The following is a 20,502-nucleotide window of genomic DNA, read 5'->3' as shown; positions in this document are numbered from 1 at the left end:
AACAGCGTGCGACCCGATGCACAGCCGGCAGCGAGTCGCACCGCACGGATGCAGCGATGAAAGAGGGCGATCGAGAGTGTCGAACCAGGTGACCGGCGTCAGTGGCGACGGGGGGTTCGGAGCCAACTCCTGGCTCGTGGACGAGCTCTACGAGCAGTTCAAGAAGGACCGCGATTCCGTCGACAAGGAATGGTGGCCGATTCTCGAGAACTATCAGCCGGATGCCGCCGCATCCGGTGCGGCCGCGAACCAGGCGTCGCACCCCGTCACCGCCCCGATCCCGGTGATCGGCACGCAGCCGGTCGCGCGCACCACCGCGAAGCCGGCCAAGGAGGCCCCGATCCCGGCCCAGGCGCCCAAGCCCGAGGTCAAGGAGGAGGCGCCGGCCGATGAGGACAAGGTGACCCCCCTGCGCGGGCTGCCGAAGACCCTCGCGGCGAACATGGACGAGTCGCTGACCGTCCCCACCGCCACCAGCGTCCGCACGATCCCGGCCAAGCTGATGATCGACAACCGCATCGTCATCAACAACCACATGGCCCGCACCCGTGGCGGCAAGGTGAGCTTCACCCACCTGATCGGCTGGGCGCTCATCCGCACGCTCAAGGAGTTCCCCAGCCAGAACGTGTCCTACGCCGAGATCGACGGCAAGCCGTCGGTGATCGCACCGGCCCACGTCAACCTCGGCATCGCGATCGACATCCCCAAGCCCGACGGCACCCGCGCGCTGCTGGTGCCCAGCATCAAGCGGGCCGACACGATGACCTTCACCGAGTACCTCGCCGCGTACGAGGACCTCGTCAAGCGCGCCAGGGGCAACAAGCTCACCGCGGCCGACTTCCAGGGCACCACCGTGTCGCTGACCAACCCGGGCGGCATCGGCACCGTGCACTCCGTGCCGCGGCTGATGAAGGGACAGGGCTGCATCATCGGCGCGGGCGCCCTGGAGTACCCGGCCGAGTTCCAGGGATCCAGTGCGAAGACGCTCACCGAGCTGGGCATCGGCAAGACAATCACGCTGACCAGCACCTACGACCACCGCGTCATCCAGGGCGCCGGCTCCGGCGAGTTCCTGAAGAAGGTGCACGAGCTCCTCATCGGCGAGCGCGGGTTCTACGACGACATCTTCGCCGGCCTGCGCATCCCCTATCAGCCCATCCGCTGGAACGCCGACATCGCGATCGACCTCGCAGAGCGCGTCGACAAGCAGTCGCGGGTGCAGGAGCTGATCAACTCCTACCGCGTGCGCGGTCATCTGATGGCCGACATCGACCCGCTGGAGTACGTGCAGCGCTCCCACCCCGACCTCGAGATCGAGACCCATGGCCTGACGTTCTGGGACCTCGACCGCGACTTCGTCACCGGTGGCTTCGGCGGCAAGCGCGTGATGAAGCTGCGCGACATCCTCGGCGTGCTCCGCGATTCGTACTGCCGCACCCTCGGCATCGAGTACATGCACATCCAGGACCCCGACCAGCGCCGGTGGTTCCAGGAGAAGCTCGAGGTCAAGTACGTCAAGCCCGGCCACGACGAGCAGCTCCGCGTGCTGCGCAAGCTGAATGAGGCCGAGGCGTTCGAGACGTTCCTGCAGACGAAGTTCGTCGGCCAGAAGCGGTTCTCGCTCGAGGGCGGCGAGTCGCTGATCCCGCTGCTCGACGAGATCCTGCAGGGTGCGGCGGATGCGGGCCTCGACGGCGCCGCGATCGGCATGGCGCACCGCGGCCGCCTGAACGTGCTCACCAACATCGCGGGCAAGACCTACGGTCAGGTGTTCCGCGAGTTCGAGGGCTCGCTCATGCCCGGCAACCAGCGCGGCTCGGGCGACGTCAAGTACCACCTCGGCACCGAGGGCACGTTCGTGTCGCAGGACGGCTCGGAGCTGCCGGTGTACCTCGCCGCGAACCCCTCACACCTGGAGACCGTGGACGGCGTGCTCGAGGGGATCGTGCGCGCCAAGCAGGACCGCAAGCCGATCGGCACCTTCGCCTGGCTGCCGATCCTCGTGCACGGCGACGCCGCCTTCGCCGGTCAGGGCGTAGTCGTCGAGACGCTGCAGATGTCGCAGCTGCGCGGCTACCGCACCGGCGGCACCGTGCACGTCGTCGTGAACAACCAGGTCGGCTTCACGACCCTTCCGACCGACTCGCGCAGCTCGGTGTACGCCACCGACGTCGCCAAGACGATCCAGGCGCCGATCTTCCACGTGAACGGCGACGACCCTGAGTCGGTGATCCACGTCGCGCAGCTCGCCTTCGAGTATCGCGAGCGCTTCCACCGCGACGTGGTCATCGACCTGATCTGCTACCGCCGCCGCGGTCACAACGAGGGCGACGACCCCTCGATGACGCAGCCGCTGATGACCGACCTCATCCAGGCCAAGCGCTCGGTGCGCAAGCTGTACACCGAAGCCCTGGTCGGTCGCGGCGACATCACCGAGGAGGAGTACGAGCAGGCCAAGGCCGACTTCCAGAACCGCCTGGAGATCGCCTTCGCCGAGACGCACGCCGCCGAGACCGGCGCGACGCCGATCGCACCCGACCTGACCCCGGTGGACGCGCAGATCGGCGCACCGGAGGTCACCGGCGTGCCGCTCGAGGTGATCCACCTGCTCGGCGACGCGCACGCGAACAAGCCCGACGGATTCACGGTGCACTCGAAGCTGCAGCAGCAGCTCGACAAGCGCGTGGAGATGAGCCGCAACGGCAACATCGACTGGGGCTTCGGCGAGCTGCTCGCGTTCGGCACCCTGCTGGTCGAGGGCACCCCGGTGCGCCTCGCCGGCCAGGATTCGCGCCGCGGCACCTTCGTGCAGCGCCACGCTGTGCTGCACGACCGTCAGAACGGCCAGGAGTGGCTGCCGCTGGCCAACCTGTCCGAGAACCAGGGCCGGTTCTTCGTGTACGACTCGCTGCTGAGCGAGTACGCCGCCCTGGCGTTCGAGTACGGCTACTCGGTGGAGAACACCGAGGCGCTCGTGCTGTGGGAGGCCCAGTTCGGCGACTTCGTGAACGGCGCGCAGTCGGTGATCGACGAGTACATCTCGGCGGCCGAGCAGAAGTGGGGACAGCAGTCCGGCGTGGTCATGCTGCTGCCGCACGGCTACGAGGGCCAGGGACCCGACCACTCGTCGGCACGCATGGAGCGCTTCCTGCAGCTGTGCGCGCAGGAGAACATGATCGTGGCTCGCCCGTCGACCCCGGCATCGCACTTCCACCTGCTGCGCCGTCAGGCCTACGCCCGGCCGCGCAAGCCGCTCGTGGTCTTCACCCCGAAGGCGATGCTGCGTCTGCGCGGCGCGACCAGCGCGGTGGAGGAGTTCACCCAGGGCCGCTTCGAGCCGGTCATCGACGACGACCGCTCGCTCGACCGCGCGGCGGTGAAGCGCGTGCTGGTGCACTCCGGAAAGGTGCACTGGGACCTGCGCAGCGAGCTGGAGAAGAACCCGAACCCCGAGATCGCCCTGGTGCGGCTGGAGCAGCTGTACCCGACCCCGATCGACGAGCTGAAGGCCATCACGGATTCGTACCCGAACGCCGAGCTGGTCTGGGTGCAGGAGGAGCCGGAGAACCAGGGCGCGTGGCCGTTCCTCGCGCTCGCGTTCACGGATGTGCCCGGCGACCGGCAGTTCCGCGCCGTGGCACGCGCGGCGTCGGCGTCGCCGGCCACCGGGTCTTCGAAGGTGCACGCGCTCGAGCAGGCCGAGCTGCTGAAGTCCGCCCTCACTCTGGGCTGACGCGCGCCGTCACGACGACGAATCGCCGCTCCTCCTCGTGAGGGGCGGCGTTCGTCGTCTACCGGCGCGGCCGCAGTATCGTGACGGCCCAGGCCGCCGCCGCGAGCGCGAGCGGAACCACGAGCGCCGCGCCCGCCAGCGGGAGCAGCGCCAGGGTGAGCAGCATGGCGACGTTCGCGAAGCGGTGCCCCGCGGTGCCGCGAGGCAGCAGGCGGACGGCGGCGATCATGCCGATCACATAGATCGCGACCATGCTCGCCGTGTGGATGAGGATGAACGGCTGAAGGTCGCCGCCGGTCGCCAGCGCCGTGCCGAAGTACGTGAGCACGATCACGCCGGTGAGCAGCAGGGCGCGACGCGGCACATGCCCGTTCTCCACGCCCTTCGCGAACCACGGGGGAAGGTCTCCTGCCGCGGCCAGCGAGGCGGCCAGCTTGGCGAACGCGGCCAGATAGACGTTCATGACGCCGAGGGCGACGATGCCCGCCGCCGCGCCGACGAGTGCCGGCGCACCGGGAAGATCGCCGGACGAGGCGAGATCGAGGAGGACGACGTCGCCCTGCCCCGCGCGGGCTCCCAGCGCTCCGACGGTGACGATCTGAAGGCCGAGATAGCTCACGCCCGAGAGCACCAGCGTCACGGCCGTGGCGATCGGGATCGTGCGCCGCGGATGGCGGAACTCCCCCGAGATGTGCGTGCCGACCTCCCACCCGGCGAACGCCCACACGAACATCACGACGGCGGTGCCGACGCCGCCCCAGCCGTGCGGCAGGAACGGCTGGAAGCGTGCCGGCTCTACGGCGGGCGCCGCCACGGCGACCACCGTGACGACCACGGCCATGAGGATCGCCGTGAGCGCGAGCTGCCACCAGCCGGCGACCCGCAGGCCGAAGAGGTTCGTGACGAACGGGACGACGAGAAAGGCCAGCGCGATCGGCGGGACCGACGCCGTGTCGATGCCGACGACCGTCGCGATGTACCGCGCTCCGAGCAGTGCGACCACCGCACCGCCTGCGGAGACGCCGAACAGGAACCAGTAGCCCGCGGCCCGCGCGGCAGTGGCGCCGAGCGCGCGACGGGCGTAGCCTGCGACCCCGCCGGGGTCGGGGTGGCGGGCGGCGAGCGCGGCGAACGCTCCGGCGAGCGGGATGGCGAGGATCGTGACTGCGGCGACGGAGAGGATGCTGGCCGGGCCGGCGGTGCGCGCGGCCAGGCCCGGCAGCACGAGCAGCCCGGTGCCCAGCACGGATGCGAGGTACAGTGCGATGCCGGGCAGCAGCCCGAGCCGCCCGGTGCGCGGGCCGTCCGCAGACGGTTCGACGAGTTCGGGTTCCCGGATGCTCACGCGCTCACGCTACTGCCCGTGGCGCACCCCCGGAGGGGTGCAGCCGCCGGTGGGCGCCGATGTGGCGGGAATGCTGCGCAGGCCGTCCGGATCACTTCGATCCGGACGGCCCTCGCGCGTCAGTACCAGATGCCCAGCAACGGAGCAGGGTCCGTGCGGAACGCCTTCGTCAGTGCGCCGATGGCCTGTGCATCGCCGTGCACCCGCCCGGCGGCGGCCAGCTGGGTCAGCGGCACTCCCCCGGCGTAGATCGCCGACAGCTCGGCGACGCCCAGCGACACATCCGGTGCGCCATCGGCGGGCTGCACGTCGGCGACGCCGTCCGCGTCGATCCGCACCCGCCACGTCCCCTCCGCGAGGCCGTGGGGGTCGTCGATGCGCAGCACCGCATCGGCGGGGGCGTCGTAGCGGCGCGCGTGGAGCGCGGTCGGAACGTCCAGCACGCGCAGCCAGCCGTGGTCGTGCACGGTGAACTCGACGGCGCGCTGATCGGCGACCAGGTGCAGGATCGGGTCGTCCACCGGCCGAAGGTCGACCTCGACCTTGGACACGAGGTCGTGGTTCACGGCGAAGCCCCAGAGGGCGCGAAGCGCCTCATCCGTCTCCGCCGCGAGGTGGCGGATCGACAGGGTGAACCGGAACTCCTCCGGCTGCTCCTTGAGCGAGAAGGCGATCGCGCCGCGCACGATGCCCTCGGCATCCCGATAGCAGACGCCGCGCACGTCGGTGCCCTTGCCCTCACCCTCGGTGAGTCCCGCCATCCGCTGCCAGCGCGCCTCCCACCCCGGGATCTGCCCGGAACGCCGGCCGCGCGACCGCTCGTGCAGGGCGCCGATCTCGGCGGCGACCTCGGGGCGCTCGAGGTACGCGAGGGTCCCGGGCGTCGGTGCGCCGATCCAGCCGGCTCGGCGGGTGTCCACGGAGATGCGCGCGACGGGCACGGACGGAGCGAAACCGTAGCGGCCGTAGATCGTGGCCTCGGATGCGGTGAGCCCGGCGATCGGAACGCCGGCCGTCGCCGCGGCGCGCAGCTCGCCCTCGAGAAGACTGCGGGCGATACCGCGGCGCCGATGGGTGCCGGCGACCGTCACGGAGCTGATGGCCCACATCGGGATCTCGCCACCGGGAACCGTCATCGGTGTGACCCAGGAGTTGACCGTGGCGACCGGAAGGGTTCCCGCGGCGGCATCCGCTTCGTACACGCCGATGTTGCGGCGGCTGAGCCACATCGTTCGCATGCGCGCGAGCTGCTCCTCGCTCGGATCCGCGTCGAGGAAGCCGCGGGCGTCCGCGCGCGCGAACGCGGTGGCGACCTGCTCGTCAGCCAGGTCCGCGATCCGGTACTCGAGTCCGGTTTCGCGCAATCGCTGCACGGAGACGGGGTCAGCAGGGGCGGTGCGGGCGTCGATGAGATTCACCCGCCCAGCCTATCGAGCCGCTCCGACGGCCCCGGCTGCCCGCCGGAAGCGGCGTCGACCGCGTCAGTGGGCGGTGGCCTGCACCGCGCGCAGCCGGGCGAACACCTGGTCGCGCAGCTCGGCCGGTGCGGTCTCCTTGCACGCGCGGGCGACCACCTCGGTCAGGGTCTTCGCGACGAGAGCCTCGTCCTTGCAGGACGGGCAGTTCTCCAGGTGCTCGCGGATGTCGGCGTGCTCGGTGTGGCACACCTCGTTGCGGAGGTACTCCTCCAGGTCCCTGCGTGCCTTCTCGCAGCCGCAGTCGGTCATTTCGTGCTCCTCGTCTTGGTGGCCGCGGCGATCCCTCGCTCCGCGGCGTAGTCGGCCAGCAGCTCCCTGAGCATCCGCCTGCCACGGTGCAGGCGGCTCATCACGGTGCCGATGGGGGTCTTCATGATGTCGGCGATCTCCTGGTAGGAGAATCCCTCGACGTCGGCGAGGTACACGGCGAGGCGGAAGTCCTCGGGCACCTCCTGCAGCGCGTCCTTGACGACGGATGCCGGCATCCGGTCGATCGCCTCGGCCTCTGCCGAGCGGCCGTGCGCCGCGGTGGTCGACTCCGCGCCGCCGAGCTGCCAGTCCTCGAGCTCGTCGATCGTGCCCTGGTAGGGCTCGCGCTGACGCTTGCGATAGATGTTGATGTACGTGTTCGTCAGGATGCGGTACAGCCATGCCTTCAGGTTCGTGCCCTGCGTGAACGTCGACCACGACCCGTAGGCCTTCACGAACGTCTCCTGCACGAGATCGGCGGCGTCGGCGGGATTGCGCGTCATGCGCATCGCCGCGGCGTAGAGCTGATCCATGAAGGGGATCGCCTGCTCCTCGAAGTCGCGCCGAGGGTCTGCGGTAGTCGTCTCGTCCATCACCGGCCAGTCTAGGCCGGAGAGGTCGCGAAGGCGGACGGTGTCGATGCGGTCTCGCTGCATAACCGACGTCATCCGTCATCCCTCCTCTCCGACTGTCTCGGGGCTTCACTAGGCTAAGAACCGATGAGCGCTGAACGGTATTCCCCCTCCCCCGCGCGGGGTGTCTATCGCGCGCCCTCCACCGAGACGGCGGTGCACGCCTGCGTGACCGTGCCCGGCTCGAAGTCCCTCACGAACCGCGAGCTGATCATCGCGGCGATCGCCGACGGGCCAGGGCGCCTGATCCACCCGCTGCACTCGGACGATTCACGACGCATGGTCGACGCGCTGCGACTGCTGGGCGTGGGGATCGAGGAGACGCCGTCCGACGGCGAGTTCGGCCCCGATCTGGTGGTGACCCCTGCGCCGCTGCGCGGCGGCGCGACGATCGACTGCGGCCAGGCCGGCACGGTCATGCGCTTCATCGCTCCGCTGGCGGGTCTCGCCACCGAGGACGTGCATCTCACCGCGCACGAGACCGCACTGCACCGCCCGATGGGCGCGCTGATCAGCGGGCTGCGCGACCTGGGCGTCGACATCGACGACGAGGGCACCTGGTCCCTGCCGTTCACCGTGCGGGGCCACGGCCGCATCCGCGGCGGCCGCGTCGAGATCGACGCCTCCGGGTCGAGCCAGTTCGTCTCGGGACTGCTGCTCGCCGCGCCCCGGTTCGACGTCGGGCTGCACCTGGTGCACACCGGCGATCACCTGCCCAGCCTGCCCCACATCGACATGACGATCGAGTCGCTCAGCCGCCGCGGCATCCGGATCGAACGCCCCGGCCACGGCGAGTGGCTGGTCGAGGCGGGCGTCCCCCGCGCCAAGGAGGTGGTGATCGAACCGGACCTCTCCAACGCGGCGCCGTTCCTCGCGGCCGCGATGATCGCCGGCGGTGAGGTCACGGTGCCCGGTTGGCCCCTGCACTCGACCCAGCCCGGTGCGCTGCTGCCCGAGATCCTGCATGCGATGGGCGCGCACACCTCCCGCCACGGCGGGGCCCTGACCGTGCGTGCCGGCGACCGCATCCGCGGGCTGGAGATGGACCTCTCCGCGGCGAGCGAGCTCACCCCGACGATCGCCGGGCTCGCGGCCTTCGCGGACGCGCCCACCACCATCCGGGGCGTCGGGCACATCCGCACGCACGAGACCGACCGCATCGCCGCGATCGCGGGCAACCTGCGCGCTCTCGGCGGCGAGGTCGACGAGCTGCCCGACGGTCTGCGCATCCACCCGCGCGAGCTGCATGGCGGAGCATGGCCTGCTCACCACGACCACCGCATGGCGACGACGGGCGCCCTTGTCGGCCTTCGTGTTCCCGGCGTCGAGATCGACGATATCGGCACGACCGCGAAGACACTGCCCGAGTTCCCCCGCCTGTGGGAGCGGATGCTGGCGGGCGAGGCCGAGTGAGCTGGCTGGGCGACGACGACGACGAGCTCGACGACTTCGCCGAGTTCGATGAGAGCAGCATCCGCACCCGTCCGAACCCCAAGGCCAACCGGCCGCGCACCAAACGCCGGCCCGCCCATGAGGATGCGGAGATCGGGCGCGTGCTGGGCGTGGACCGCGGGCGTTACAGCGTGCTGATTGGCGAGGACACGCCCGAGGAGCGCACCGCCACTGCCGTGCGCGCCCGGGAGCTGCGCCGCACGCCCATCGTCACCGGCGACCGCGCGCGCGTGGTCGGCGACACCTCGGGCGCGGAGGGCACGCTCACGCGGATCGTCGGCATCGTGGAGCGCACCTCGCTGCTGAGGCGCAGCGCCGACGACACCGATCAGGTGGAGCGGGTGATCGTCGCCAACGCCGACCAGATGCTGATCGTGGTGGCCGCCGCGGACCCCGAGCCCCGCGCCCGACTGGTCGACCGCTATCTCGTGGCGGCCCTGGACGCCGGCATCCGCCCGCTGCTGGTGGTCACCAAGACCGACCTGGCCGACCCGGCACCCTTCCTGGCGCACTTCGACGGCCTCGACCTTCGCGTGTTCACCAGCGCACGCGGACGGATGCCCTTGGCGGAGATCGGCGAGGCGCTCGTCGGGCACTCGACCGTCTTCGTCGGCCACTCCGGGGTGGGCAAGTCCACCCTCGTCAACGCGCTCGTGCCGGGAGCCGACCGTGCCACCGGCCATGTCAACGAGGTGACCGGGCGAGGCAGGCACACCTCCTCCTCGACCGTGTCGCTGCGGTACGTCGACGCGCAAGGCGGCCGCGGCTGGGTGATCGACACGCCTGGCGTCCGCTCGTTCGGCCTCGGGCACGTCGACAGCGGCAACATCCTCGCCGCATACACCGAGCTGGCGGCGATCGCGGCGGACTGCCCGCGGGGCTGCACGCACCTCCCCGACGCCGAGGACTGCGCGCTCAACGAGGCGGCCGCCGCCGGCCGGCTGACCGACACGGGACGAGCGCGACTGGAATCGCTGCAGCGGCTGCTGCAGACCTTCGCCGGCTGACCCGGCGGGTAGGCTTTCACCGTGACGAACGTGCGCCTGGAACCCGGTACCCCCGCCCCAGACTTCGCCCTGCTCGACCAGGACGAGAACCACGTCTCGCTCACGGATCTGCGCGGCCGCAAGGTGGTCCTCTACTTCTACCCGGCCGCCATGACGCCCGGGTGCACCACGCAGGCGTGCGACTTCCGCGACAGCATCTCCTCACTGCAGGCCGCCGGGTACACGGTGATCGGCGTCTCGCGCGATACGCCCGCGAAGCTGCGCGAGTTCCGCGAGCGCGATGCTCTGCTCTTCGCGCTGCTCAGCGATCCGGATCACCTCGTGCACTCCGCCTACGGCGTCTGGGGCGAGAAGATGAACTACGGCAAGGTCATCGAGGGCGTCATCCGCTCGACGTTCGTGATCGACGAGCGCGGCGACGTCGCGCTCGCGCAGTACAACGTCAAGGCCACCGGTCACGTCGCGCGTCTGCGCAAGACCCTCGGCATCGACTGAGAGCCGGCGCGCAGTCCTCGCGGGCGGTCGATCCTCACGCGGCTCGGCCGCTCAGTCGTCGCGGCGGCTTCGTCCGCCCGCTCAGTCCTCGCGGCCGCGCACGCGCGGATCGTCGGCGCCGTCCCGCCGCACGGCGGCGATGAGCAGCACCAGGCCGACGAGGCCCGTGCCGCCGACGCCGGCCGCGAACAGCCACGGGACGGGCTGGATGCTGAGCGAGGCGAGTCCGAGCGCGATGCCGAGCACCTGGAAGACGATGGCTCCCGAGCGCGCCCAGGACGCGCGCCGCACCGTTCCCACACTGAATGCGACCAGCGCGACGGCGCCGAGCAGCGTCAGCACCACCAGCGCCAGCCCGGACGGGGTCGATGCGGCCTCCCCCGCTCCCAGCGCGAAAAGCTCGAGTAGCGACACGATGACAAGGGCGGCGGCCTCCGCCGCCAGGATGACGGCCGCCGCGACGGCGGGTCCGGTCGCGCGCACAGGAACTCCTCGGGTGACGGATGTGCGAAAACCCTTGATTTCAGAGTTTGCATGTAACAGAATGGACAAAGCCATGTGCTCCCACATCGGAGTGGGGCGAGCTGTTGCTCGCATCACCAGGGTAGCGGAATCCCGATCCCGCACCTGATCTCGAGCGCTGCTGACGCGGCCGCCCCCACCGAAAATCACCTATCTGAGGAGCCCCTATGGATTGGCGCGACAAAGCCGCCTGCCTGACCGTCGACCCCGAGCTGTTCTTCCCGGTCGGCAACACAGGACCGGCCGTCGACCAGATCGAGAAGGCGAAGGCCGTCTGCGCCACCTGCACCGTGACCGAGATCTGCCTGCAGTACGCCCTGGAGTCCGGACAGGACTCAGGTGTCTGGGGTGGGCTCTCCGAGGACGAGCGCCGCGCCCTCAAGCGCCGCGCAGCCCGCGCCCGTCGCGCCGGCTGACCCCCGTATCCACCAGCCCCGCCGATCACCGGCGGGGCTTCGCCTTTTCCGCGGGCGTGCCCGGGCTCAGGCCTTGATCCACCGCAGCGGAATCTCGATGACCACCTCGGTACCCTCGCCCTCGGCGCCCTTCCATTCGATCGACCCGCTGAGCTCGCCCTGGATCAGGGTGCGGATGATCTGCGTGCCGAGCCCCTGACCGACCCGGCCTTCCGGGAGTCCGTGACCGGTGTCGCTCACGATCACGCGCAGGCTCTCGGCGGTGCGGAAGGCCTCGATGCTGACGACGCCCTCCTGACCCGCCAGACCGTGCTCCACCGCGTTCGTCACGACCTCGGTCAGCGCGAGCGCCAGCGGCGTCGCATACTCGCTGGGAAGCACGCCGAACCGGCCCTCCCGCTGCGTGCGGGCCCTGGTGTTCGGTGCGGCGGCCACCTCGGCGACCAGTTTGAGCACGCGGTCGAAGACCTCGTCGAAGTCCACCGTCTGGGCCAGACCGCTGGCGAGGGTGTCGTGTACGACCGCGATCGACTCGACCCGACGCATCGCCTGGGTGAGCGCGTCGCGCGCCTCATCGGAGTGCGTGCGCCGCGCCTGGATGCGCAGCAGCGACGCGACCGTCTGCAGGTTGTTCTTGACGCGGTGGTGGATCTCGCGGATCGTGGCGTCCTTGGTGATCAGCTCCTGCTCCTGATGGCGCAGCTCGGAGACGTCACGGCACAGCACGATCGCGCCGATGCGGGTGCCATGATCCTTCAGCGGAATGGCGCGCAGCGAGACCGTGACGCCGCGCGCCTCCATGTCGGTGCGCCAGGGGGCGCGACCGGTGACCACCACGGGCAGCGACTCGTCGACCTGGCGCGAGGGCGGCACGATGCGCGTCGTCACCTCGGCGAGGGACTCACCTTCGAGTTCATCGTCGAAGCCCATCCGGTTGAAGGCCGACAGGGCGTTGGGGCTGGCGAACGTGGTGATGCCGTCGACGTCGATGCGGATCAGGCCGTCCGCCGCACGCGGGGCTCCGCGGCGGGGAGCGGTGGGAGCGGCGAGATCGGGGAACTCCCCCGACGAGATCATGCGGAACAGGTCGTTGGCGCACTCGTCGAAGCTGATCTGCTGGCGGGACGGCATGCGCGCCTCGCCGAGGTTGGTGTGCCGGGTGAGCACGCCCACGACGACCCGGTCGTCGCCGCTCCCCCGGATGATCGGCACGGCGCGGACGCGAGTGGGCGTCTCCTCGAACCAGTCCGGCGACGACGAGTCCACGATCTCGGCGGACTCGAAGGCCGCATGCACCTGGGTCCGCCACTGCGGGCGCACCTTCTCGCCCACGATGTCACGGTAGAACAGCGTCGCGGCGCCACTGGGCCGGGAGTGCGTCACCGCCGTGAACGACGCGTCGGCGGTCTCGATCCAGATCACGATGTCCGCCGAGGCGAGGTCGGCGAGAAGCTGTCCGTCGCCGGCCAGTCGGTGCAGCCACTCGACGTCGACGTCGGTCAGGCGGCCCTGGGAGTGGACGAGATCACTGAGCGTTGACACCATCCCAGCCTACGGCGTGCGCCAGCCGGGCTTCGCAGCCGGACCCCGTCGTCGACGCCGGCGGCGGGTCGAGGCCGGCGGCGAGACGATCAGAGGATGGCGAGGGAGCTCGCCCGCCAACGCCCGTCGAGGCCTTCGAGCCGGATGGCGACCGCACGCGTGCGACCGGGGCCGGCCACGACGATCGCCGCCTCGACGACGCCGTCGGCCGGAGCATCCTGGCGGATCGCGAGGATCTGGAAGCTGGGCCGGGCCGGCGCCACTCCCCGCGCGCTGCGTGCCCTCGCGGAGAGATTCGCGCGGGTGACGAGGGCGCGGAACGCGTCCTCACTGAACCAGCGGGCCAGCTGCTCGACCTCGCGCACGCCCGCCAGCACCTCGAGGGCTCCCTGGGTGAGCCGCCGCAGCAGCGGTTCCGGATCGGGCAGCTGCGACGTGGGCGTCACCTGCGGAGCGAAGTACTCGTTCATCATCGTCGTCATACCCGCGATCCCCCCGGTTCGTGGCTGTTCGTCGTCGAATCATGCACTGTCGAAGTCCTCCGAGGGTACAACACGTGCCGCCCGGCGCTGGAGGGGGAGAACGCGATCTGTGGATAACCCGCACGGGCGCGGAGCGGTTCCCCTACTGTCGTTCACGTGGAATGGGAGCACCTCTTCGATGACCTCGAAGGCCAGCTGGCGGCCGAGTGGGAGGCGCAGCGCGCCGCACTCGATGCCGAGAGCGAGCGGCTCCGCATCGCCAAGCTCTCGCTGCGCGACCGGTTGCGCTCGGTCGTGGACGGAGCGGGTCCCGTGGTGCTCGAACTGCTCTCCGGAGACCGCTGGAAGGCCACGCCGCAGGTGCTCGGCGCGGACTGGCTTGGCGTGTGCGCCGAGGGCGACCCACGCCTGCGCATCGTGCCGCTCGACGCCGTGCAGGCGGTCGGGGTGGACCACGGGATGCTGCTGTCCAGCCTGGACGACCACGCCTCCGCGCCGGCGTTGCGTGAGCGGATGACCTTCGGGTTCGTCCTGCGTGACCTCGCCCGTCGTCGCATCCCCGTGCAGCTCGGTCTGCGCTCGGGTGAGGCGATGCACGGCACGGTCGACCGCGCCGGGGCCGACCATCTCGACCTGGCCGTGCACGACGCGGGTGAGGCGCGCAGGGCGCGTGATGTGCGCGCGTTCCGGATGATCCCGTTCGCTGCGGTGCTGTGGGTGCGGCTGGCGAGCGGCACGGCGGATCTGCTCACCTGACGTGGGCGGCGCCGCTGCAGGCGTCTCAGGCGCCGCGGTACGGGCTGGTGCCCCACACCTCGGGGAAGCTGGCCTCGTTGGCCTGGCGCCACAGCGCCATGCGCCTGGCCTCCTCGGACTGCTCCGCGAGGTAGTCGGCGATGCTCGCCTCCTCGATCCGCCACCGCGGCGGAGAGCCGAGGCGGGAACCGCGCAGGCGCCCCTGCTGCACCAGATCGATCACCTCATCGACCTCGATGCTGAGCAGCTCCGCCACCTGCGCGGGCGCGAGGAAGCGTGGAGCGGGAGCGGATGCGTCGGGCATACCGACATTCTCCCCCGCCCCGGGCGCCGAAACCCGGCAGAATCTCGCCTGTGGATAACTTTCCGGCCTCGATCGCCGGATCTGTGACGATGGGGGCATGACGCCTTCTCGTGCTCGCCGTGCGGTGCTCGGCGACGTCCGCTTCCTCATCGGCATCGTGCTGGTGATCGCCTCGGTCGCGGGCGTGTGGCTGCTCGTGTCATCGTCGCGGCAGACGGCGCCGGTGCTGCAGGCGACGCGCACCGTCGTACCCGGCGAGGCGATCGATTCCGGCGACTTCCAGGTGGTCGATGTCGGGCTCGGCGCCCTGGCGGACAGTTACCTCGCACCGCAGGATCTGGAGCCGGGATCCATCGCCGTGCGCACCCTGACGAAGGGCGAGCTCGTGCCGGCTTCTGCTGTCGGCGATGCGTCGCGAGTCCGCACCACCACGGTCGTCGTCACGAGCACCGCGATCCCGGCCGGCGTGCAGGCCGGCACCGCCGTGGAGCTCTGGCACGCGCCCCTGGGAGAGGACGGTCGCACGTTCGACGAGCCGCGTGTGCTCGTCGCCGACGCCGTGGTCGCGACGGTGGCGGAAGCGGAGGGGATGCTGAGCCAGAGCAGCACGGATGTGGAGCTCGTCATCGACCGCGCCGACGTGGCGGACGTGCTCGCCGCGATCAGTGGCGGATCGGCGATCTCGGTGATCCCGTCGGGGGCGGGGTCGTGACCTCCGTCGTCGTCGCGATCTCCGGACCGGAAGCGGCCATGCTCGCCGCTGATCTCGAGCTCGAGGGCGTGGACGTGACGGTCGTCGACCCTTCGACCCTCGCGCAGACATCGCTGGACGGCGTCTCGGCGGTGCTGGTCGAGCCCACGCGCATCGCTCTCACAGCGGAGCTGGTCCGCGCCTGCGACCGGGCCGGTGCCCGCCTGATCCCCATCGGCGCCGGCGACACGAGGATCTCGGCCCGCTTCGGTCTGCCCGACGCCCTGGCCGCCGACACCCCGGCCTGGCGCATCCTCGAGGCCGTGGCCGCGCCGGCCGCCGATCCGCATCCGGCACCCGAGCGTCACTCTCGCGTGATCACCGTATGGGGCCCGCACGGCTCACCCGGTCGCTCCACGGTCGCCGTACAGCTCGCCGTCGAACTCGCCAGGGCAGGGCGTCGCACCGCTCTGGTCGACGCCGACAGCGTGGCGCCCTCGATCAGCCTGCAGCTCGGGCTCGGTGACGAGTCGCCCGGCCTGGCGGCCGCGTGCCGTCGCGCCGAGCTGGGCAGCCTCGATCCGGCCGAGCTGTCCCGGCTCGCGAGTCCCGTGGAGACCTCCGCCGGCACCATCGAGGTGCTCGGCGGGCTCAACCGTCCGTCCCGATGGCCGGAGCTCACCGCCCGCCGCCTGCGCAGCACGCTCGCGGTCTGCCGCGACTGGATGGATGAGACGGTCGTCGATGTGGCGGCCGACTTCGACGAGGACGACGACCCGTCGGACCCCGGTGCGCCCGCACGGCACGCGGCCACGGCATCCGCCCTGCTGGAGGCCGACGCGGTCGTCGGGGTGCTCGCCGCCGACCCACTGGGCGTGAGCCGGTTCCTGCGCGGGCACGCGGAGCTGCGTCATCTGATCGGCGACACGCCGCTCACCGTCGTGGCGAACCGGGTGCGACCCGGGCCGCTCGGCATCGATGCGCGCGGACAGGTGCGGCGCACGCTGGAGCGATTCGCGGGAATCGAGGACATCGCGTTCCTGCCGTACGATCAGCGCGGCGCTGATGCCGCCGCGCTGCACGCCAGGCCCATCGCGGACGTCGCTCCCCGCTCGCATCTGGTGTCGGCGGTGCGCCGGGTGGCATCCGGCCTCGGCGCACGCTCCGAGGTCACTGCCGATAGCTCGCGAGGAAGTTCCCGAGCCGCTCGACGGCTTCGCTGAGCACCCGCGCCTCCGGCAGCGTCACGACCCGCAGGTGGTCGGGCGTCGCCCAGTTGAACCCGGTGCCCTGGACGAGCAGGATCTTCTCGGCCACGAGCAGGTCGTAGACCAGCTTCTCGTCGTCGCGGATCTCGTGCACCTCGGGATCGAGCCGGGGGAAGGCGTACAGAGCCCCCCGAGGCTGCACGCAACTGACGCCGGGGATCGCCTCGAGTCCCTGCCACGCGATGTCGCGCTGCTCGTGCAGGCGCCCGCTCGGCGCGACGAGCGCATCGATGGTCTGCACGCCCGACAGCGCGGCCTGCACGGCGTGCTGAGCGGGCACGTTCGGGCAGAGACGCGTGGACGCCAGCAGGGTGATGCCCTCGAGGAATCCGCGGGCGTGCGACTTCGGCCCGGTGATGACGAGCCAGCCGGAGCGGTAGCCGGCGACCCGATACGTCTTGGAGAGACCGTTGAAGGTCAGGCAGAGCAGGTCGGGGGCGAGGGTGGCGGTCGGGATGTGCTCGGCGCCGTCGAACAGGATACGGTCGTAGATCTCATCCGACAGCAGCAGCAGCTGGTGTTCGCGGGCGATGCTGACGAGGCCCTCGAGGACCTCACGCGAGTACACCGCCCCGGTGGGGTTGTTGGGGTTGATGATCACGAGCGCCTTGGTGTGCGGCGTGATCCTCGCGCGGATATCCTCCAGATCCGGCTGCCAGTCGTTCTGCTCGTCGCAGAGGTAGTGCACCGGGGTTCCGCCGGCCAGCGAGGTCATGGCGGTCCAGAGCGGGTAGTCCGGCGCGGGGATCAGCACCTCATCGCCCTCGTCGAGCAGTGCCTGCATGACCATCGTGATCAGTTCGGACACGCCGTTGCCGAGATACACGTCGTCGGGATCGAATCGGGGGAAGCCGTCGGTCTGCTCGTAGCGGCTGACCACCGCACGGCGAGCCGAGATGATGCCCTTGCTGTCGCTGTAGCCGTGGGCCGTCGGCAGCGCGGCGAGCATGTCGTGCACGATCTGGTGCGGGGCCTCGAAGCCGAACGTGGCAGGGTTGCCGGTGTTGAGCTTGAGGATCTGGTGTCCCTCGGCTTCCAACCGCGCCGCCTCGACCAGTGCCTTGCCCCGGATCTCGTAGAGAACGTTCTTCAGCTTGGAGGACTGGTCCAGGGTTCGGCGGGTCATCCGCCCACAATACCGTTCGCGTGCGGACCGGCCGGAACGCCAGGAGCCGGCCCCGACGGGACCGGCTCCTGGCGTTCAGCGGATCACTTCTTCTTGCGGTTCTGCGCGCGGCGCTGCTCGCGGTTGCCGGCGGGCTGCTCCGCGTCATCCGTCTTCTGCCCGAACGCGCCGCGTGCGGGCTCGGTCTTCTCGGTCGCCTGCCGCAGCCGGGTGGTCGCCGCCTGCTGCACCTGACCGCGCTCGTTGCGCACTTCGACGTCACCGGAATCGTTGGGCGCGGAGTACTCCAGCTTCTGCTCCGGCTGCGCGTCGACCAGGCCCTTCGCCTCCACCTCGGTCTGGTCGGCGCCCGCGCGGCGCACCTCGACCTCGAGGTTGTAGAGGTAGCCGACGGACTCCTCCTTGATCTGCCCCATCATCGACTGGAACATCGAGTAGCCCTCCCGCTGGTACTCGATCAGCGGGTCGCGCTGCGCCATGGCGCGCAGTCCGATGCCGTCCTTGAGGTAGTCCATCTCGTAGAGGTGGTCGCGCCAGCGACGGTCGAGCACCTGCAGCACCACGCGCCGTTCGAGCTCGCGGGTGGCCGCCTCACCGAGGGTCTCCTCGCGCTTCTCGTAGGCGATCAGCGCATCGGAGAGGAGTTCGCGCTTGAGTGCCTCGGCGCTGACACCGCCCTTGCGGTCGCCCGCCTCCGAGACCACCTCGTCGATCGTGACGCCGACCGGGTAGAGCGTCTTCAGCTCGGTCCACAGCGCGTCGAAGTCCCAGCTCTCGGCGTGACCCTCCGCGGTGTGGTCGTCGACGATGCCGCTGATCGCGTCCTCGATGAAATGACGAACGCGGCCGGCGATGTCGTCGCCGTGCAGCATGTGCCGACGGTCCGCGTAGATCGCCTCGCGCTGACGGTTGAGCACGTCGTCGTACTTGAGCACGTTCTTGCGCATCTCCGCGTTGCGCGCCTCGACCTGCGCCTGGGCGCTGCGAATGGCGCGGCTGACGAGGCCCGACTCGATCGGCACGTCGTCCGGGAAGTTCGTCCTGGCGAGGATCGCCTCGGCGGCCCCGGACTGGAACAGTCGCATCAGGTCGTCGGTGAGACTCAGATAGAAGCGGCTCTCGCCCGGGTCTCCCTGACGGCCGGAGCGGCCGCGGAGCTGGTTGTCGATGCGGCGCGACTCGTGGCGCTCGGTGCCGAGCACGTAGAGTCCGCCGGCAGCGGCGACCTGCTCGCCCTCCTCGGCGACCTGCTGCTTCATCGCCTCGTAGGTCTCGTCCCAGGCCGCCTCGTACTCCTCCGGCGTCTCCTCGGGGTCGAGGCCCTTCGACTTGAGCTCCTGCACGGCGAGGAACTCGGCGTTGCCGCCGAGCATGATGTCCGTTCCGCGACCGGCCATGTTCGTGGCGACCGTGACCGCGCCCAGCTTGCCGGCGCGGGCGACGATCTCGGCCTCGCGCGCGTGGTTCTTCGCGTTCAGCACCTCGTGCTTGACGCCCTTCTTGGCGAGCAGTCGCGAGAGGTACTCGCTCTTCTCGACGCTGACCGTGCCGACGAGCACCGGCTGACCGTCGGCATGCCGCTCGGCGATGTCCTCGACGACCTGGGCGAACTTCGCCTGCTCGTTCTTGTAGACGAGGTCCGGCTGGTCCTTGCGGATCATGGGCTTGTTCGTCGGGATCGGCACCACGCCGAGGCTGTAGGTCGACATGAACTCGGCCGCCTCGGTCTCGGCGGTGCCGGTCATTCCGGCGAGCTTCTCGTACAGGCGGAAGTAGTTCTGCAGCGTGACGGTGGCGAGCGTCTGATTCTCGGCCTTGACCGGCACGCCCTCCTTCGCCTCGATGGCTTGGTGGATGCCCTCGTTGTACCGGCGTCCGACGAGGATGCGCCCCGTGTGCTCGTCGACGATCATCACCTCGTCGTTCATCACGACGTAGTCGGTGTCGCGCTTGAAGAGGGCGAGCGCCTTGATCGAGTTGTTCAGGAACGAGATCAGCGGCGTGTTCGCCGACTCGTACAGGTTGTCGATGCCGAGGTAGTCCTCGACCTTCTCGATGCCGGGTTCGAGCACACCGACGGTGCGCTTCTTCTCGTCGACCTCGTAGTCCTCGCCGACCTCGAGTGTGCGGGCGATCTTCGCGAACTCGGTGAACCACCGGTTCGCCTCACCCGACGACGGGCCGGAGATGATCAGCGGCGTGCGGGCCTCGTCGATGAGGATCGAGTCGACCTCGTCGACGATGGCGTAGAAGTGCTCGCGCTGGACGAGGTCCTCCTTGCGCCAGGCCATGTTGTCGCGCAGGTAGTCGAAGCCGAACTCGTTGTTGGTGCCGTAGGTGATGTCGGCCGCGTACTGCTGCCGGCGCACCTCCGGCGTCTGACCCGAGACGATCGTGCCGGTGACCATGCCGAGGGCGCGGTGCACGCGGCCCATGAGCTCGGACTGGTAGCTCGCCAGGAAGTCGTTCACGGTGATGATGTGCACGCCCTTGCCGGCGATGGCGTTGAGGTACGACGGGAAGACGGCGACGAGGGTCTTGCCCTCACCGGTCTTCATTTCGGCGATGTTGCCGAAGTGCAGCGCCGCGCCGCCCATGATCTGCACGTCGTACGCGCGCATGCCCAAGGTGCGGCGGGCCGCCTCGCGCACGGCCGCGAACGCCTCCGGCATGAGCTGGTCGAGCGTCTCGCCCTTCTCGTAGCGGGCTCGCAGCTCAGCCGTCTCGTTGCGCAGTTCGTCGTCGGTGAGCTTCTCGAAGTCCTCTTCCAGCGCGTTCACGGCCTTCACGACCTGCCTGAGCCGGCGCAGGATGCGTCCTTCACCGGCGCGCAGCAGCTTCTCGAGAGGATTCGCCACGGATGTCTCCCTTGGGTTCTCGGGTGCCGGCGGTGTTCCGCGCCGGGCATACCGTGTCATGTTACCGGCCCGTGACCTGCGAAAGCTGCGCGCCTGCGTCTGCCCGCGACGCTGAGCGCGAACGGACACGCCGGACGGATGGTTGC

18 protein-coding genes are annotated in these 20,502 nt (G+C 70.2%); 8 read left to right on the top strand and 10 right to left on the bottom strand.

The genetic code is table 11. From position 1 onward, the window contains the following. The first annotated feature begins 76 nt into the window (after positions 1–76). Positions 77–3,733 (top strand): multifunctional oxoglutarate decarboxylase/oxoglutarate dehydrogenase thiamine pyrophosphate-binding subunit/dihydrolipoyllysine-residue succinyltransferase subunit, encoded by a 3,657-nt coding sequence (locus ACFWH5_RS14235; RefSeq protein ID WP_378835688.1) that lies wholly within the window; start codon positions 77–79, stop codon positions 3,731–3,733. Positions 3,734–3,791: 58 nt separating this feature from the next. On the opposite strand, the gene ACFWH5_RS14230 is transcribed toward ACFWH5_RS14235, so the two are convergent. The 4 genes from ACFWH5_RS14230 to ACFWH5_RS14215 form a co-directional block, all read right to left on the bottom strand. Further along, positions 3,792–5,078: an APC family permease gene (locus ACFWH5_RS14230; RefSeq protein ID WP_378835686.1), complete on the bottom strand. Its 1,287-nt coding sequence runs from the start codon at positions 5,076–5,078 to the stop codon at positions 3,792–3,794. 119 nt (positions 5,079–5,197) lie between these two features. Beyond that, positions 5,198–6,496 carry a GNAT family N-acetyltransferase gene (locus tag ACFWH5_RS14225; RefSeq protein ID WP_378835684.1) on the bottom strand — a complete coding sequence of 433 codons (1,299 nt, stop codon included), beginning with the start codon at positions 6,494–6,496 and terminating at the stop codon, positions 5,198–5,200. A gap of 63 nt (positions 6,497–6,559) precedes the next feature. Continuing rightward, a complete protein-coding gene (locus ACFWH5_RS14220; RefSeq protein ID WP_378835681.1) occupies positions 6,560–6,805 on the bottom strand; it encodes a zf-HC2 domain-containing protein in 246 nt (81 codons plus the stop codon). After that, positions 6,802–7,398 (bottom strand): sigma-70 family RNA polymerase sigma factor, encoded by a 597-nt coding sequence (locus ACFWH5_RS14215; protein WP_378835679.1) that lies wholly within the window; start codon positions 7,396–7,398, stop codon positions 6,802–6,804. The genes ACFWH5_RS14220 and ACFWH5_RS14215 overlap by 4 nt, the downstream gene beginning before the upstream one ends. A gap of 126 nt (positions 7,399–7,524) precedes the next feature. Here ACFWH5_RS14215 and aroA point away from each other — a divergent pair, with 126 nt between their 5' ends. Genes aroA through bcp form a run of 3 tightly spaced genes read left to right on the top strand, consistent with a single transcriptional unit; the run spans position 7,525 to position 10,391 of the window. Then, positions 7,525–8,850, top strand: coding sequence for a 3-phosphoshikimate 1-carboxyvinyltransferase (aroA, locus tag ACFWH5_RS14210; RefSeq protein WP_378835677.1), 1,326 nt, complete (start codon positions 7,525–7,527; stop codon positions 8,848–8,850). After that, on the top strand, positions 8,847–9,896 hold the full coding sequence (gene rsgA, locus ACFWH5_RS14205; RefSeq protein ID WP_378835674.1) for a ribosome small subunit-dependent GTPase A: 1,050 nt from the start codon (positions 8,847–8,849) through the stop codon (positions 9,894–9,896). Before aroA ends, rsgA begins: the two co-directional genes overlap by 4 nt. Positions 9,897–9,917: 21 nt before the next feature. Then, complete coding sequence (gene bcp, locus ACFWH5_RS14200; protein WP_378835672.1) at positions 9,918–10,391, top strand: thioredoxin-dependent thiol peroxidase; 474 nt, start codon at positions 9,918–9,920, stop codon at positions 10,389–10,391. Between the two features lie 81 nt (positions 10,392–10,472). Here bcp and ACFWH5_RS14195 read toward each other — a convergent pair whose 3' ends face one another. Next, the gene (locus ACFWH5_RS14195) at positions 10,473–10,874 is read right to left on the bottom strand and encodes a hypothetical protein (RefSeq protein ID WP_378835670.1); all 402 of its coding nucleotides are present in this window, start codon (positions 10,872–10,874) and stop codon (positions 10,473–10,475) included. A gap of 206 nt (positions 10,875–11,080) precedes the next feature. Between ACFWH5_RS14195 and ACFWH5_RS14190 the strand changes: the two genes are divergently transcribed. After that, the gene (locus ACFWH5_RS14190; protein ID WP_071641453.1) at positions 11,081–11,329 is read left to right on the top strand and encodes a WhiB family transcriptional regulator; all 249 of its coding nucleotides are present in this window, start codon (positions 11,081–11,083) and stop codon (positions 11,327–11,329) included. Between the two features lie 66 nt (positions 11,330–11,395). On the opposite strand, the gene ACFWH5_RS14185 is transcribed toward ACFWH5_RS14190, so the two are convergent. Next, complete coding sequence (locus ACFWH5_RS14185; RefSeq protein WP_378835667.1) at positions 11,396–12,871, bottom strand: sensor histidine kinase; 1,476 nt, start codon at positions 12,869–12,871, stop codon at positions 11,396–11,398. Between the two features lie 89 nt (positions 12,872–12,960). Next, positions 12,961–13,344 carry an Rv3235 family protein gene (locus ACFWH5_RS14180; RefSeq protein WP_378835816.1) on the bottom strand — a complete coding sequence of 128 codons (384 nt, stop codon included), beginning with the start codon at positions 13,342–13,344 and terminating at the stop codon, positions 12,961–12,963. 165 nt (positions 13,345–13,509) lie between these two features. On the opposite strand from ACFWH5_RS14180, the gene ACFWH5_RS14175 reads away from it, so the two are divergent. Continuing rightward, a complete protein-coding gene (locus tag ACFWH5_RS14175) occupies positions 13,510–14,109 on the top strand; it encodes a hypothetical protein (protein WP_378835664.1) in 600 nt (199 codons plus the stop codon). A gap of 25 nt (positions 14,110–14,134) precedes the next feature. Here the strand turns inward: ACFWH5_RS14175 and ACFWH5_RS14170 are convergent, their stop codons facing one another. Continuing rightward, positions 14,135–14,413: a helix-turn-helix domain-containing protein gene (locus tag ACFWH5_RS14170; RefSeq protein WP_378835662.1), complete on the bottom strand. Its 279-nt coding sequence runs from the start codon at positions 14,411–14,413 to the stop codon at positions 14,135–14,137. A gap of 97 nt (positions 14,414–14,510) precedes the next feature. On the opposite strand from ACFWH5_RS14170, the gene ACFWH5_RS14165 reads away from it, so the two are divergent. Together ACFWH5_RS14165 and ACFWH5_RS14160 are read left to right on the top strand one after the other, a co-directional pair. Beyond that, complete coding sequence (locus ACFWH5_RS14165) at positions 14,511–15,125, top strand: SAF domain-containing protein (RefSeq protein WP_378835661.1); 615 nt, start codon at positions 14,511–14,513, stop codon at positions 15,123–15,125. Next, positions 15,122–16,327 (top strand): CpaE family protein, encoded by a 1,206-nt coding sequence (locus ACFWH5_RS14160; protein ID WP_378835659.1) that lies wholly within the window; start codon positions 15,122–15,124, stop codon positions 16,325–16,327. Before ACFWH5_RS14165 ends, ACFWH5_RS14160 begins: the two co-directional genes overlap by 4 nt. On the opposite strand, the gene ACFWH5_RS14155 is transcribed toward ACFWH5_RS14160, so the two are convergent. Together ACFWH5_RS14155 and secA are read right to left on the bottom strand one after the other, a co-directional pair. Beyond that, on the bottom strand, positions 16,275–17,498 hold the full coding sequence (locus ACFWH5_RS14155; RefSeq protein ID WP_378835657.1) for a pyridoxal phosphate-dependent aminotransferase: 1,224 nt from the start codon (positions 17,496–17,498) through the stop codon (positions 16,275–16,277). The genes ACFWH5_RS14160 and ACFWH5_RS14155 overlap by 53 nt on opposite strands. A gap of 83 nt (positions 17,499–17,581) precedes the next feature. Further along, positions 17,582–20,356, bottom strand: a complete 2,775-nt coding sequence (gene secA, locus ACFWH5_RS14150) for a preprotein translocase subunit SecA (RefSeq protein WP_378835654.1) — start codon at positions 20,354–20,356, stop codon at positions 17,582–17,584. Positions 20,357–20,502: the final 146 nt, after the last annotated feature.

The sequence above is a fragment of the Microbacterium sp. NPDC058345 genome (assembly GCF_042723855.1).
In the GTDB taxonomy this organism is placed as follows: Bacteria; Actinomycetota; Actinomycetes; order Actinomycetales; family Microbacteriaceae; genus Microbacterium.
The sequence above is the reverse complement of the archived record's forward strand: the minus strand, read 5'-3'. Positions and strand labels throughout refer to the sequence as shown.